The organism is Haloarchaeobius marinus, from assembly GCF_051207415.1.
In the GTDB taxonomy this organism is placed as follows: domain Archaea; phylum Halobacteriota; class Halobacteria; order Halobacteriales; family Natrialbaceae; genus Haloarchaeobius.
In genome coordinates, this window is the sequence record NZ_JBPKGD010000002.1 from 1082822 (window position 1) to 1096701 (window position 13880).

The 13880-nt window shown below is 68.4% G+C and carries 14 protein-coding genes; 8 read left to right on the top strand and 6 right to left on the bottom strand.

What is annotated here, in order from left to right; translation table 11 throughout:
* Positions 1-7: 7 nt before the first annotated feature.
* A complete protein-coding gene (trmB, locus tag ACSC1W_RS11550) occupies positions 8-1066 on the bottom strand; it encodes an HTH-type sugar sensing transcriptional regulator TrmB (RefSeq protein ID WP_435347600.1) in 1059 nt (352 codons plus the stop codon).
* Positions 1067-1255: 189 nt separating this feature from the next.
* Here trmB and ACSC1W_RS11555 point away from each other — a divergent pair, with 189 nt between their 5' ends.
* Positions 1256-2314 carry a mechanosensitive ion channel family protein gene (locus tag ACSC1W_RS11555; protein WP_435347601.1) on the top strand — a complete coding sequence of 353 codons (1059 nt, stop codon included), beginning with the start codon at positions 1256-1258 and terminating at the stop codon, positions 2312-2314.
* A gap of 18 nt (positions 2315-2332) precedes the next feature.
* Here ACSC1W_RS11555 and ACSC1W_RS11560 read toward each other — a convergent pair whose 3' ends face one another.
* From ACSC1W_RS11560 to ACSC1W_RS11570, 3 genes are read right to left on the bottom strand one after another with little or no spacing between them, the layout of a single operon-like run.
* Positions 2333-2737 carry a universal stress protein gene (locus tag ACSC1W_RS11560; RefSeq protein ID WP_435347602.1) on the bottom strand — a complete coding sequence of 135 codons (405 nt, stop codon included), beginning with the start codon at positions 2735-2737 and terminating at the stop codon, positions 2333-2335.
* A gap of 36 nt (positions 2738-2773) precedes the next feature.
* The gene (locus ACSC1W_RS11565) at positions 2774-4135 is read right to left on the bottom strand and encodes a bifunctional metallophosphatase/5'-nucleotidase (RefSeq protein WP_435347603.1); all 1362 of its coding nucleotides are present in this window, start codon (positions 4133-4135) and stop codon (positions 2774-2776) included.
* A 56-nt stretch (positions 4136-4191) separates the two neighbouring features.
* The gene (locus ACSC1W_RS11570) at positions 4192-5565 is read right to left on the bottom strand and encodes a bifunctional metallophosphatase/5'-nucleotidase (RefSeq protein WP_435347604.1); all 1374 of its coding nucleotides are present in this window, start codon (positions 5563-5565) and stop codon (positions 4192-4194) included.
* A 132-nt stretch (positions 5566-5697) separates the two neighbouring features.
* Here ACSC1W_RS11570 and ACSC1W_RS11575 point away from each other — a divergent pair, with 132 nt between their 5' ends.
* Entirely contained in the window at positions 5698-5952 is a 255-nt protein-coding gene (locus ACSC1W_RS11575) for a DUF5816 domain-containing protein (protein WP_435347605.1), read from the top strand.
* A 179-nt stretch (positions 5953-6131) separates the two neighbouring features.
* Positions 6132-6455: a DUF7116 family protein gene (locus tag ACSC1W_RS11580; RefSeq protein ID WP_435347606.1), complete on the top strand. Its 324-nt coding sequence runs from the start codon at positions 6132-6134 to the stop codon at positions 6453-6455.
* Here ACSC1W_RS11580 and ACSC1W_RS11585 read toward each other — a convergent pair whose 3' ends face one another.
* The gene (locus ACSC1W_RS11585) at positions 6456-7637 is read right to left on the bottom strand and encodes a pyridoxal-phosphate-dependent aminotransferase family protein (RefSeq protein ID WP_435347607.1); all 1182 of its coding nucleotides are present in this window, start codon (positions 7635-7637) and stop codon (positions 6456-6458) included.
* A gap of 87 nt (positions 7638-7724) precedes the next feature.
* Here ACSC1W_RS11585 and ACSC1W_RS11590 point away from each other — a divergent pair, with 87 nt between their 5' ends.
* The 5 genes from ACSC1W_RS11590 to ACSC1W_RS11610 all read left to right on the top strand — a co-directional run bounded on the left by ACSC1W_RS11590 (position 7725) and on the right by ACSC1W_RS11610 (position 13467).
* The gene (locus tag ACSC1W_RS11590) at positions 7725-10727 is read left to right on the top strand and encodes an FAD-binding and (Fe-S)-binding domain-containing protein (RefSeq protein ID WP_435347608.1); all 3003 of its coding nucleotides are present in this window, start codon (positions 7725-7727) and stop codon (positions 10725-10727) included.
* A gap of 108 nt (positions 10728-10835) precedes the next feature.
* Entirely contained in the window at positions 10836-11804 is a 969-nt protein-coding gene (locus tag ACSC1W_RS11595; RefSeq protein ID WP_435347609.1) for a metal-dependent hydrolase, read from the top strand.
* A gap of 42 nt (positions 11805-11846) precedes the next feature.
* Positions 11847-12551 (top strand): hypothetical protein, encoded by a 705-nt coding sequence (locus ACSC1W_RS11600; protein ID WP_435347610.1) that lies wholly within the window; start codon positions 11847-11849, stop codon positions 12549-12551.
* Positions 12548-13231: a DUF2238 domain-containing protein gene (locus ACSC1W_RS11605; protein ID WP_435347611.1), complete on the top strand. Its 684-nt coding sequence runs from the start codon at positions 12548-12550 to the stop codon at positions 13229-13231. The genes ACSC1W_RS11600 and ACSC1W_RS11605 overlap by 4 nt, the downstream gene beginning before the upstream one ends.
* Positions 13232-13266: 35 nt before the next feature.
* Positions 13267-13467, top strand: coding sequence for a dodecin (locus ACSC1W_RS11610; protein WP_435347612.1), 201 nt, complete (start codon positions 13267-13269; stop codon positions 13465-13467).
* A 34-nt stretch (positions 13468-13501) separates the two neighbouring features.
* Here ACSC1W_RS11610 and ACSC1W_RS11615 read toward each other — a convergent pair whose 3' ends face one another.
* A complete protein-coding gene (locus tag ACSC1W_RS11615) occupies positions 13502-13867 on the bottom strand; it encodes a HesB/IscA family protein (protein WP_435347613.1) in 366 nt (121 codons plus the stop codon).
* Positions 13868-13880 lie beyond the last annotated feature (13 nt).

The following is a 13880-nucleotide window of genomic DNA, read 5'->3' on the forward strand; positions in this document are numbered from 1 at the left end:
CGGGGTGTCAGCGTTCGACGACCGGCGGTTCGTCCCGACCGATAGTAATCTCGTGTGCCTCGACGTCCTCGTACGCGGCGACGAGGCCGCCGACGGTCACCTCGCCGTCCGCCGTCTCCAGGGTGAGACCGGCGACCTCCTCGGTCATCTCGAAGGAGATGTCGGTGACGCGGCCCTTGACGAGGCGCGGGGTCCCCGTCTCGACGTCGCGTCCCTGGATGGTCGCGTAGAACTCGCCCCCTTCGTCCATGAGGTCCTTGACCGCCCGACGGATGGATGAGTACCGGCGGGGGAACGGTCGGTCCTCGCCGTTCCTGAAGACCTCCTCGGCGGTGGTCCAGAGGACGGTCCCGAAGAAGCCGGAGACGAGGAACCCGAGCGCTGAGCGGTTGAAGATGACGCCGTAGCGGTCCTGGTCGTCGCGGAGGGCGTCCTGTGTGGCGTAGATGGAGTACGAACCGTCGGCGACTGCCATGACCGGCGTCGTGATGCCCCGCCGGACGCGGACCGTGGTCGCGATGCGGCCGTAGTCGAACTCCGAGGGCTCCGGCGCACCGGCCGCCGGCGTGACGAGCAGTTCGATGCTGATGCCCTGGTGGTGCCGCGTCGCGAGCAGGTCTTCGAAGCGTTCGAGCAGGTCCGGCGTGAGCGAGAGCGCGAGTTCGTAGTCCGCGGCGTCGATGACCTCCTCCAGGTACCGGAGGATGGTGGACCGGGACTTCACGAGGGAGACCGCCTCCGTGTCACGGGCCGGTGCCGTGTACCGTGCGTTGAGTTCGTCGACCATCTCCGCCAGCGAGGACTGGACGTCGGTGAAGGCGTCGTCGGGGTCGACGGCGATAATCTTCATCGGGCGGGACTCGCGCAACTCGACGAGTCCTCGGTCCGAGAGACTGCGGACCGTGTCGTACACCCTGGGCTGGGGTATCTCGGTCCTGTCGGCGATCTCTGAGGCCGTGAGCTGCCCGTGTTCGAGCACCGTCAGGTAGGCGTCTATCTCGTACTCGCCGAGGTTGAACCGCTCCCCAACGCGCTCCATCGTCCCCCGGAGGTCGTCGGATGCCATACTGTATGGACTCGGTCCAAAACCTAAAACATTTACTGAAAACCGAGTAGCACCAGATTTCGGAATTCCCTCCTCTCCGGTAGCGGGGGACCTGCTCGTACGTGCGGTCCGCCCTCGGGCGACTCGACGTTCAGGCCAGCGACGCGCCGGTACCCAACCCTTATCTCGGGAGCGCGAGAGAGGAGGAACATGGCAGCGGGTGCGGGTTCGATGGAGCAGGAGGGGACGAACACGACCACCAGTAGTGGGTCGGTTCCCGGCTCCAGTCCGACGGACGTCACGGCCACCGGAGAGGGCGTGCAACTGCTGAAGGACGTCCTCCCTCCCTGGGTACCATGGGGACTCGTCGAGGTGGTCAGTGCCGTCCTCGTCCTCGCCCTGGGCTGGTACCTCTCGAAACTGGCCGTCAGCCTGTTCGGACGGACCATCGCCCGGCGCTTCCGGCGGCCGAGCGTCACCCATACCGTCCTCCGGTCGATTCGCCTCGGCGTGATGGTGGTCGCCGTCGCCGTCGCGGCGTACCTCCTCGGCTTCCGGGGGAGCGACATCCTCCTCTCCGTCGGGGTGTTCTCCGCCGTCCTCGGTATCGTCCTCGCACCCATCGTCGGGAGCATCATCAACGGGATGTTCGTCCTGGCGGACCAGCCCTACGAGATCGGAGACATGATAGAGATCACCGACACGGGGACACGCGGCTTCGTCGAGGACATCACCATCCGGTACACGAAGGTGTTCACCCTCGACAACACGTTCATCGTCATCTCGAACTCCTCGATACGGGACCGTGACGTGGTCAACTTCTCTGCGGAGGACGAGCGCATCAGGCTCTCGCTGGACCTCACGGTGACGTACGAGGGGGACCTCTCGGAGGCGATGGAGTTGATGGAGAAGGCCGCACGGGAGGTCGACGAGGTCATCACCGGCGGGCCGGACATCCGCATCGGGTCGGCACGGTACCCGGCCGCGCCGACCTGCTACGTACAGGAGTACGGCGACCACGGCGTCTCGCTGGAGTTGCGCTACTGGGCGAAGGAACCGTACAAACTCCCGAGGGTCCGGTCGGCGGTCAACCGGGCGGTCTGGGCCCGACTCGAGGACGCAGACGTCGAGATTCCGTACCCGCACTCCCACGTGGTCTTCGACGAGACGAGCGGCGAACTTCCCGTGTCGGTACGGTCGGGTGCGGGTCGAGGACCGGCGGACGGCCGGCCCGATGGCTGGACCGACGTCGACGAGACCGAAGAGTAGAGACGCGAACGGCGTCGGCTACTCCGCCTCGACCGTGACGACCTCGCAGTCGAGGTGACGCCGAAGGTAGCCGTCGATGTCCGGTTCGTCGACTATCTTGCGGAGCATGCGTCGCCAGCGCCCGGCCTGCTTGTTGCCGATGACGACGACGTCGGCGTCCTCGGCGGCCACCTCGTCCAGGATCGACTCCTCGACGAGGAACCCGCGCCGCACGACGTACCGGGCGTTCGGGACGTGACCGAAGGTGCGCTCGGTCGCACGCTTGAGGTCGGCCCTGTCGATGCGCTTGCTGTTCTGGTAGAGGTCGACGTGGAGGACAGTCAGGGCGGCCTCGCGCTCTGCGGCGATGTCGATGGCGGCTTCGAGCGTGCGCCGGGAGTGTTTCGTCAGGGGATATCGGACCGGGACCACCACGCGAGTCATCGTCCGTTGCAATTCGGCGTATGTGGGTAAATCTTCTCAATCGTGCCGCCAGGTTATCCGTCCCTCGATGGTCGGATCGACCCCGTACTCGCGGGCGTAGGCGGCCAGCACCTCGTACTGTATCTCGTGTGTGTCCCGCCGGTGACGCTCGTCGAGCGTCGGGAACTCGTGGTCGGTGTGGAACAGGTAGTCGGTCGTCGCCACGGTGTAGGTCGCCCCGGGGTCGATGGGGTCGCCGTCGACCCGTGCGTCGACGAGTTCGTGGCTGTCGCGGTCCCACGTCACGGTGGCACCGCTGAGGTGGGCGTGCCACCAGTCCGGTTCGCCGAAGGCGACGGTCGCGCCGCTGGCCTGCCGGAGCACGTCGAGCAGCTCCTCGCCGGTGACGGCGGCGACGGCGACCGGTTCCTGGAACGGCACGACGCTGACGAGGTCCGCGACGGTCACCTCGCCGGAGAGGGGGGCGCCCTCGCGGATGCCACCCGAGTTCTGGAGTCCGACGTCCGCACCGGTCGCCCAGCGGTAGGCGTCGGCGACGAAGTTGCCGACCCTGCTCTCGCCGCGGAACGCGGCGGCGTTCGTCCGGACGATGGGTTCCTCGACGTGTGCGACGACCTCGTCGAGGTTTGCGGTGGCCATGCGGTCACGGAGCGTCTCGGCGAGGCCCTCGTCCAGCGGGCCGTCGGCGGGGTCGTGCCTGGTGACGGTCGGACCGTCGGGTGCGAGGTCCACCTCGTAGATGGCCGCCCCGTTGACGCCGGGGCGGAGCAGGAGCGTCTCGTCGATCCACTCCTCGACGACGCTGTGGACGTGGCCGCCGAGGATGCAGTCCACGTCGACGGCGACGGCCAGTTCCTCGTCGTCGCTTCCGAGGTGGGAGACTGCGACGACGTACTCGGCGCCGGCGTCGCGGAGGGCGGCGACGGCGTCCTCGGCTGCCGCGACCGGGTCGGTGAAGTGGAGGGCCGTGGCGTTCGGGTTGATGGAGGGCGTTCGTGGGTCGGTGACGCCGAAGAGACCGACGCTGGTGCCGTCGACGTCGCGGACGGTCCACGGTTCGGTCTCGTCGGGGGCGAACCGGCCGTCGCCGTCGCGGACGTTGGCCGAGACCCACGTTTGTGGCGAGTCGGCGACGATGTCGCGCGTCGCATCGGCGCCGTAGTCGAAGTCGTGGTTGCCGAACGTCTCGACGTCGGTGCCGACGGCGTGGAAGAAGTCGAGCGCCTGTCGGCCCTCGGTCACGAGCGAGAGGACGCCGGGGGAGGTGTCGTCCCCCGAACCGACGACCAGCGCGTCGTCGCCGTTCAGGGCACCCAGCGTACCGGAGAGACGACCGATTCGGTCGGGGTCGTCGTAGGCGTTCTCGACGTCGGAGTAGTGGAGTAGACGGGGAGACATACCCCTCCTCTAGCGGGCGTCCGCCAATGAACGTGTCGACTCGCGTGGCTGTCGCCTCAGTCCGACCCGTCCCCCAGCGACGGGCGGCGGATGCGTCCCTCGATGCTCGGGTCGACCCCGAACTCGCGGGCGTACGCCACGATTGCGTCGTACTGGGGGCCGAACCGGTCGACGACGTCTCCGGGTCCGAAGGCGTCGAACAGGTGCGTCGACCTGACGTAGTACTCGCTGGTGGCGAGACTGTACGTTCTGTCGTGGGAGAGCGGGTCACCGTCGACGAGTATCTCTCGTGCCTCGGCGACCTCGTCGTCCCAGACGACCGAGAGTCCGCTGAGGTGACCGAAGTAGTGCGTCGGAACCTCGTCCCCGTACTGGACCAGCGCGGCCTGCCGGACGGTCTCGCGGAGTTCGCGGCCGGTCAGCGACACGCCGACGAGATCGTTCTCGAAGGGGCAGAGCCCGACGAGGTCAGCCGCCGTCACGTCGCCCGAGAGGGAGTCACACGTCCTGATTCCGCCGGTCGAGTGGAGGCCGACGTCGGCGTCGGCGACCCACCGGTACGCGTCGGTGACGAGGTTGCCGACCCTGCTCTCTCCCTGCTTCGTGTCCCGTCGCGTGACGGTCACCGGGTCCTCGACGTGGGCCACGACGTCGGTGAGTCCGGCCTCGTCCTGGCGCGAACGGAGTGCCTCGACCACGTCCTCGGCGACCGGGCCGTCGCCGACGGGGAGGCGGTAGGCCCCTGGACGGTCCTCGAAGACGACCTCGGAGAGTCCCGACGCGACGGCCCCGGGTCGGACGAGGAGGGTCCCCTCGACGTGGTCGACGTACTCCTCGTGGGCGTGCCCGCCGAGTATCACGTCGACGTCGGTCGATTCCGCGAGTTCGCGGTCGTCGCCGATGTGTGAGAGGACGACGACGTGGTCGACGTCGCGCTCGCGGAGTGCCGTCGCTGCGTCGGAGACGGCGGCGACGGGGTCGGTGAAGTCCAGCACGGCTGCCGAGGGGTTCATCGCGGGCGTCTCGGGGCAGGCGACGCCCGTGACGCCGACGCGGTGGTCGTCGGCCTCGACGACGGTCCACGGGACGACGCCCTCGTCGGCGGCGAACAGGTGGTCGTCGTCGTAGACGTTCGCACAGACCCAGGGCATCGGCGAGTCCGCGACCACGTCCCGGGTCGCCGCCGGTCCGTGGTCGAAGTCGTGGTTCCCGAAGGTCTCGGCGTCCGACTCGACGGCACGAAAGAGGTCGAGGGCCTGCCGGCCCTTAGTCACGAGCGAGAGCACGCCCGGCGCGAGGTTGTCGCCCGCGCCGACGACCAGCGTCTCGGCGTCGCGGCGCTCACGGACGAGTCCGACGAGGCGACCGATGCGCTCCGGGTCATCCGTCGCACGCTCTACGTCCGCGTAGTGGAGGATGCGAAGCGGCATGGAAGTGGGGTTCGGGCGGCCGGCGATGAATCTTACCGTTCCCGACGCGTCCGGTGACCGTATCAGCGTTCCGCAGACCCAGGCCGGTGCGGGACGAACAGACCTAAGCGGCGGGGTACCCAAGCGGCGGGCATGAGCGAGCACGCATTGGAGCAGATTCGCACCGCGGAGGGCGAGACGGTGTACGTCGACCGGAGAGAGGGCGCACGCGGGGCGAACGGACCTTTCTTCGTCGTCTACCGGACCCCCGACCGGGGGCGCAGGTACGGCTGGTTCTGTTCGAACTGCGAGACGGTCGACAACGCGATGGACGCCATGGGCCGCATCCAGTGCAACGTCTGCGACAACTACCGGAAGGCGACGGAGTGGGACGCCGCCCACGAGTGAGACCGCCACGAACGGACAGTCGGTCGGTTCGCGGCCGGCGACGGCACTGTCGGTGAACGAACGCCGGACGTCGCCGAACCGTCGAGGCCGAACGTCCAGAATCAGAGCGAAGAACCCTCGACGGTCTAGATTTCGACCGGGTGAAGGCTTATTACGATGGCCGTGTTACATGCTACCGAATGTGCCCTGGTAGCACGAACCGGCACCTGCGGAAGGAGGCAGAATCGATTTTCAGCCGTCTGGGGTACACTGTCACCAGAGACGGGACTGAATTCAAGGCCGAGCGAGACTGGAAGGTCGTTCACGTAACAGCGACAGAGGAGGAGTGTGACCTCCCGGACTCGTCGACCGCCGGTTCGTATCGCTGCTTCGTCACGAGTCTCGACCACGCCGGTTCGATGCGGCGCAAGATACGCGAGACGAACCCCGAGTACGAGTGGGCCGTCATCGGCGTCGGGGAGGAAGAGGAGTACGAGGTCGAACGGGCGCCGCCCGTCGCGTAGTCAGAGACGCTCGGCCGTCGCCGCCGGACCGGCCTGTGCGTCGACCGCCGCGCCTTCGTCGTCGAGCACAGACCCGAGCGCGTTGACCAGGTACGTCACGTTCTTCGGCCGTGCCGAGTAGCCCATGCAGCCGATCCTGAATATCTCCCCGGAGAGGTCGCCGAGTCCGCCGGCGATCTCGAGGTCGTACTCGTCGAGGAGGCGTGAGATGACCTGGCCGTCGGTCACGCCGTCCGGGACGCGGACCGCGTTGAGGCTCGGCAGCCAGTACTCGTCGGGTGCGTTCATCTCCATGCCCATCGCCTCGACGCCGGCCTTCAATGCGCCGGCCAGTCGGCGGTGGCGCTCCCAGCGCTCCTCGATGCCCTCCTCGGCGACGAGTCGGAGCGCCTCGCGCAGGGCGTAGACGTTCGTGATCGGCGCGGTGTGGTGGTAGGCGCGCTCGTCGCCCCAGTAGCCCTCCAGCAGCGAGAGGTCGAGGTACCACGAGCGGGCGGGTTCCTCGCGGGCGAGCACCTTGTCCATCGCTTCGTCCGAGAGCGTCAGTGGCGACGCACCCGGCGGGCAGGAGAGACACTTCTGCGGGCCGGCGTAGGCCACGTCGACGTCCCACTCGTCGACGCGGAGTTCGACGCCGCCGATGCTGGTGACCGTGTCTGCGACCACGAGCGCGTCGTGTTCGTGGGCGATGCCGGTCAGTTCGGGAACGTTCGGCTGTCTGACGCCGGTGCTCGTCTCGGCGTGGACGAACCCGAACACGTCGGGCTGGTGGGTCTCGAACGCGTCGGCCACGTCGGCCGGGTCGAGGGGTTCGCCCCACGGCGCGTCGACGTGTACGACCTCGCCGCCGGCGCGTTCGGCCATCGACCCCATCCGCCCACCGAAGTACCCGTTCGTGGGGACGAGCATGGTGTCGCCCGGTTCGACGACGTTGCCGATGGCGGCCTCCATCGCGGCGCTCCCGGTCCCCGAGACGGGAATCGTCCACTCGTTGTCCGTCCGGAACGTGTACCGGAGGAGTTCCTGCACCTCGTCCATCATCTCGACGAACGAGGGGTCGAGGTGGCCGACGAGCGGCGTGCTCATCGCCCGGAGGACCCGCGGGTGGACGTCGCTCGGTCCCGGTCCCATCAGCGTGCGATTCGGCGGCGTGAGTTCGCCAACCTCTGGTGCGTCGCTCATGTACGGCCCATCAGCACGCCGTGGGAAAAATCTATCTCGGTCGACGCTGGCGAAGGCCTTTACCGTGTTACGCCGTCACCTAGCACGATGGCGACAGACGACCACCCCCGCCCGAGTCACGACTCACTCGGGTACGAACACCCTGAGGACGAGGCCTACGCCTCGCTGGCGGCCGACCTCCGGGACGTCCTCAGCGGCGACGTGCGGTTCGACGAGTACGCGCAGGTGCTCTACGCCACGGACGGGAGCATCTACCAGGCGCGTCCGGCGGGCGTCGTCGAACCGCGTGACGCTGCCGACGTGCATGCGGCGGTCAGGGTCGCGGCCGACCACGAGGTGCCGGTGCTCCCGCGCGGTGCCGGCACCTCCCTCGCCGGTCAGGCCGTCGGCCGGGGCTGTCTCGTCCTCGACTGCTCGGTCCACATGGACTCGGTCCTGGACGTCTCCCCGGACGACCGGACCGCCCGCGTCCAACCGGGCGTCGTCCAGGACCACCTCGACGCCGTTCTCGAACCCCACGGGCTGCAGTTCGCGCCGGACCCGGCGTCCTCGGCACGGGCGACGATCGGCGGTGGCATCGGCAACAACTCGACGGGCGCCCACTCGGTCCGCTACGGCATCACCGACGCCTACGTCCGCGCCGTCGACGTTGTCCTCGCCGACGGGACCCGGGCGACGGTCGGCGACGTGGTCCTGGACTCCCCCGAGTGGAACGAGCTGGTCGAACGGGACGACCGGGTCGCCGACGTTCACCGGACGGTCAGGGAACTCGTCGAGACGAACGCGAACGAGATAGAGGCACGCTACCCCGACCTCAAACGGTGCGTCTCGGGCTACAACCTGCACAAGGTGATACGCGAGGAGGACGGCCAGCGCGTGATGAACCTCGCGAAACTGCTCGTCGGGTCCGAGGGGACCCTCGGCGTCGTGGTCGAGGCCGAACTCGACCTCGTGACGCGACCCGAGTCCCGGGCGCTCGCGGTCTACGGCTACCCGGACCTCGTGGACGCCCTCGCGGCAGTCCCCGACGCCCTCGCCCACGACGCGAGCGCCGTCGAACTGGTCGACGACCGGGTCGTCGAACTGGCCAGCGAGGCACCAGAGTACAGCGAGTACGCCGACCCCTTCCCATCCGACGCGGCCGCGTTCCTGCTCGTCGAGTTCGACTCCGAGTGCCACGACGACTTCGAGCAGGCGATGGCGGGGGTCACGCGGACGCTCCAGCAGGAGGGTGCGGCCACCTCCCGAATCGAGGCGTTCGACCCCGAGGAGCAGGACGACATCTGGAAGCTCAGGAAGGCGGCTATCCCGCTCCTGATGTCGATGGACGGGGACCCGAAGCCGTATCCCTTCATCGAGGACGCGACGGTCCCGCCGGACCGACTGGCGACCTACGTCGAGGAGTTCGAGGCCATCCTCGACCGCCACGACACCTCGGCGGCGTACTTCGCCCACGCCGGCGTCGGGACCCTGCACATCCGGCCCATCCTGAACCTGAAGACGGCGGACGGCGTCGAGACGATGCACGCCATCGCCGACGACGTGACCGACCTCGTCCTGGAGTACGACGGGGCGTTCTCGGGCGAGCACGGCGACGGCCTCGCGCGTACAGAGTTCACGCCGAAGATGTACGGCCCGGTCCTCTGGGACGCGTTCAAGAAGGTCAAGACGGCGTTCGACCCGGCGTGGCAGCTCCACCCCGGTAACGTGGTCTACCGCGACTCGCCGGCGGACCGCGGGCCCCCGACGGACCGGGGCGTCGGGGGCGACATGCGCGAGAACCTGCGGTACGGTCCGGCCTACTCCTCGGTCGAACCCCAGACCACCCTCGACTTCGAGGACGACGGCGGCTTCTCGCACCTCGTCGAACTCTGCAACGGGTGTGGCACCTGTCGACAGACGGACGGCGACACGATGTGTCCGACCTATCGCGCCAGCCAGGAGGAGATACAGAGCACCCGGGGCCGTGCGAACCTCCTCCGGGCGGCCATCAGCGGCGAACTCGACGAGTCGGAACTCCACTCCGAACGGTTCCAGTCCGAGGTGCTCGACCTCTGTGTCGGCTGCAAGGGGTGTTCGAGCGACTGTCCGACCGGCGTCGACGTCGCCAAACTGAAGGCGGAACTCAAACACCAGCACCACGAGCGCGAGGGCAGTTCGCTCCGCGAACGGCTCTTCCGGGACGTCGACCGCTGGGCCGAACTCGGCAGTTCGCTGGCACCGGTCTCGAACTGGCTGCCACGGGTCCCGGGTGCACGGGTCGTCGGCGAGCGACTGTTCGGTGTCGCCGCAGACCGCCAGGTACCGACCTTCGAGCGCGAGAGCCTCGTCGACTGGTTCGACCGCCGGGGGACGACTGTCCCCCCCGAATCGAGTCACCGGGTCGTCCTCGTCCCCGACACGTACACGAACTACATCGACCTGGACGTGGGACGGGCCGCCGTCGAGGTGCTGGAGGCGGCGGGGGTCCACGTCGCGGTTCCCGGCGACGTCGGGCCGACCGGCCGACCGGCGTACTCGCTGGGGTTCCTCGACGAGGCCCGGGCGCGCGCAGAGGCGGTGGTGTCAGACCTCGCACCGCTCGTCGCGGACGGCTGGGACGTCGCGTTCGTCGAACCCAGCGACGCCGTCATGCTTCAGGACGAGTACGGCGACCTGCTCCCGGCGAGTGCCGAACGGGACGCGGTGATGGGGGCGTCGCACGGCATCTGTGAGTACCTCGACCGCAACCGCCTCCTCGAAGACGTGGCCTTCGACGCCCCCGACGAACGCATCGTCTACCACGGCCACTGCAACCAGAAGGCGATCGGACGCGACCATCACGCCGTCGGCGTGCTCAGGCGGGCGGGCTACGAGGTCGAACCGCTGGATTCGGGTTGCTGTGGCATGGCCGGGAGCTTCGGCTACGAGGCCGAACACCTCGACCTGTCGCGGGCCATCGGGCGAATCCTCTACGACCAAGTCGACGCCACCGACGGGACGCCCGTCGCACCCGGCGCCTCCTGTCGGACGCAACTCGCCGACCGGCCTGGTGGGGAGCGACCGCCACACCCCGTCGAGGCTCTCTACGACGCGCTCGACGGGACGTGACACGGCGGACGGGAGCGAAGCGTCGTCAGCCGTCTCGGGCCCGTGTGACCGACTGACGAGCGCCGGCACACGACTTATGCTTCGCCGGAGCGTACGAAGGATAACTTCATGATGGTCGGCCACTCGCTGCTGGCGTTCGCGGTGCTCGCGGTGCTCGCCCGCGCCGCCGGGGCCGAGCCGAGGCGTGCCCTCGTCGCGGGTATCGTGGCCGCCGCGTTCGCTGCCGTCCCCGACGCCGACATGGCCTACGCACTCTCCGGACTCCTCGGTGCCGAGTTCGACGGCGTGTTCTCGGTCACGACGGCGTTCTGGTCCGCCAGCACCGTCGTCCACCGTGCGATGACGCACTCGCTCGTCGTCGCGCCCGTCGCGGCCCTCGGGTTCGCCCTCGTCACCGTCAGGGGGCGCTACGCCCGCGAGGCCGCCGTAGCCGGCGGTGTCGTCCTCGCGGCGATGGTGTGGGTCGCGGTCGACCTGCACGGCTTGCTCGGTCTCGTGGTCGTCCTCGCGTTCGCCTCCTTCGGCGTCACCGTCGCCCTCGCCGTGCGTGCGCTGACCGACTTCGACGCCAGGACGACGTTCCTGCTCGCGCTCTTCGGCCTCGCCTCGCATCCGTGGGGCGACCTGTTCACAGGCGACCCGCCGGCGATGCTCTGGCCCCTCGACGCGACCCTGTTCGCAGAGCGCGTCGCACTCGCTCCCGACCCGACGCTCCACCTCCTCGGGGCGTTCGCGCTCGAACTGGCGACGGTCGCGCTCGCCGTCCTCGTCGTCGTCCACCTGGGCGACTTCAGTCCCCGGGTCTACCGCAGAAGCCTCGCCGGCGTCGCCTACGGTGGTGCCGTCTTCTTCATGCCGCCACCGACGCTCGACGTGTCGTACCACTTCGTCTTCTCCATCCTCGCCCTCGGGACGGTGCTGGCCGCGCCGGACCTCGGCCGGGCACGCCTGCTCGCGTCCGTACGCCGCCTCTCCCGGCAGTGGGACGCGGACCGGGCGCTCTCTGCGGTGACCACCGGCCTCGCCGCCGTCGGGTTCGCACTCCTGGCGTACGGGATTCTGTACGTCGCGGGGTGAGCGCGGAATAGGCTTTTACGGGCCGCTTTCCAATCCGGTCGTATGGCAGGGCAGGACCTGGGTCGGCTGTTCGAGGAACACCGGTTGAACGCGATTCTCTCGTGGATACTCGTCGCCGTGGTCCTCCTGGCTGTGGTCGAGGAGGTTGCTATCGGCGACTGGCTCTGGGCCCTCTTCGCACTGGCCGTCGCCGCGTTGCTCCTCGTCCCGCCCGTCGCGCACCGCCGCGGCCTCGTGATGCTCCCGTGGGAGGTGGTCCTCCTGGCGACGCTTCCCATCCTCGGCCGGACCGCCATCGTCCGGCAACTGACGAACGAGGTCGTCCTGGCGACCGTCCCGGCAGCACAGTCCTTCCTCTCGACGACGGCGGTGTCGAGCACGGCGGCGTACACGGCCGTCGCCGCGCTGGCGCTCATCGTCGTCGTCGAACTCCACGTGTTCACGTCCGTCCGGATGACCCCCGGATTCGCCGTCCTGACCGTCGTCGTGTTGACGCTCGCGACGGCGGGCGTCTGGGCCGTCGTCCGGTGGCTCGCTCACCTCTACCTCGGCACGGCGTTCTACAGCGAACTCGACCCGCTGATGTACGAGTTCCTCTACTCGACGGTGGCTGGACTCCTCGCGGGCGTCACCTTCGAGTTGTACTTCCGTCGGCGCGACCACACGGCACGACGTGCGCTCGAGGTCGTCGACGACATCCCCGAGTCCGTCGAGGAGCGGTTCGACCTCGAGGTGGGTGAGCGGTGAGATTCAGGGACGCTATCGGCCTCGACGAGGACCAGCAGCACGCGCTCACCCGGATGATGCAGATAGCGCTCGTCGGGCTCCTGTTCGTCGGCATCGACCGGCGGAACCCGGGCATCGTCGTGAACACGCTCGTCGGCATCGGCGTCACCCTGCTCCCCTCGTTCCTCGAACGGGACTACGGGATTCCGATGGACGCCGGCCTGACCCTGTGGATCACCTCGGCCGCGTTCCTCCACGCCCTCGGAACCGTCGGGATTCCGGGCGTGGCCGGCACGTTCTACAAGAACTCGTACACGTGGTGGTGGGACCACATGACCCACGCGCTCTCGTCGTCGCTGGTCGCCGCCGCGGGCTACGCCACGGTCCGGGCCATCGACGAGCACCGGGAGGACATCTACGTGCCACCGCGACTCACGTTCGTGTTCGTCCTCGCGTTCGTCATGGCCTTCGGCGTCGTCTGGGAACTGCTCGAGTTCGGCCTCGGCGTGGTCGCCGACATGTCGGGCGGTGGCGAGGCCGTCCTGATACAGTTCGGCGTCGACGACACGATGCGCGACCTCGTGTTCAACGCCGTCGGCGGCATCGTCGTCGCACTCTGGGGGCAGGCCTACCTCACGGACGTCGTCGGCGCACTGCAGGCACGACTCGACGACCGTGAATCCGGCGACCGCACGCCGTAGCTTTATGAGTGAATGGCGTGTGTTATCACACGTAGATGGTCTTCAAGAAGATAACCCTCATCGGCACCAGTACCGAGAGTTTCGACGCCGCCGCCGACGACGCCATCGACCGCGCCCAGGACACCATCGACAACGTGAAATGGGTCGAAGTGGAGGAACTCGGGGTCGAACTGGCGTCGGTCGAGGACCGGCAGTATCAGGCGGAGGTCAAGGTCGCGTTCGAACTGCAGGAGTGACGAACTGGTCGAGAGACGGTGGCGAATCGACTTCTCACGTCCGGAACGATTCGCCACACCCGCACTCGCTTACGACGTTCGGGTTCTCGACGTGGAATCCAGCGCCCTGCAGGCCGCCCTCGTAGTCGAGGACGCTCCCCTCGACGTAGTTCAGGCTCGCGGGGTCGACGAACACGCGGAGACCGTGGTGCTCGTAGACCGTGTCGTCGGATTCCGGTTCGTCGTCGAAGCGCATCCCGTACGAGAGACCCGCACAGCCGCCCTGCTGGACGAACAGACGGAGTCCAGCCTCGCCGGTGTCCAGTCCCTCGCCGTCGATCAGCGAGAGGGCCTCTTCGGCGGCGGCCTCGGTGACCTCGATTCGAGGGGTCGTCTCCCCGTCGGCGGTGCCCGTGCTCATACGTAGCTGTAAG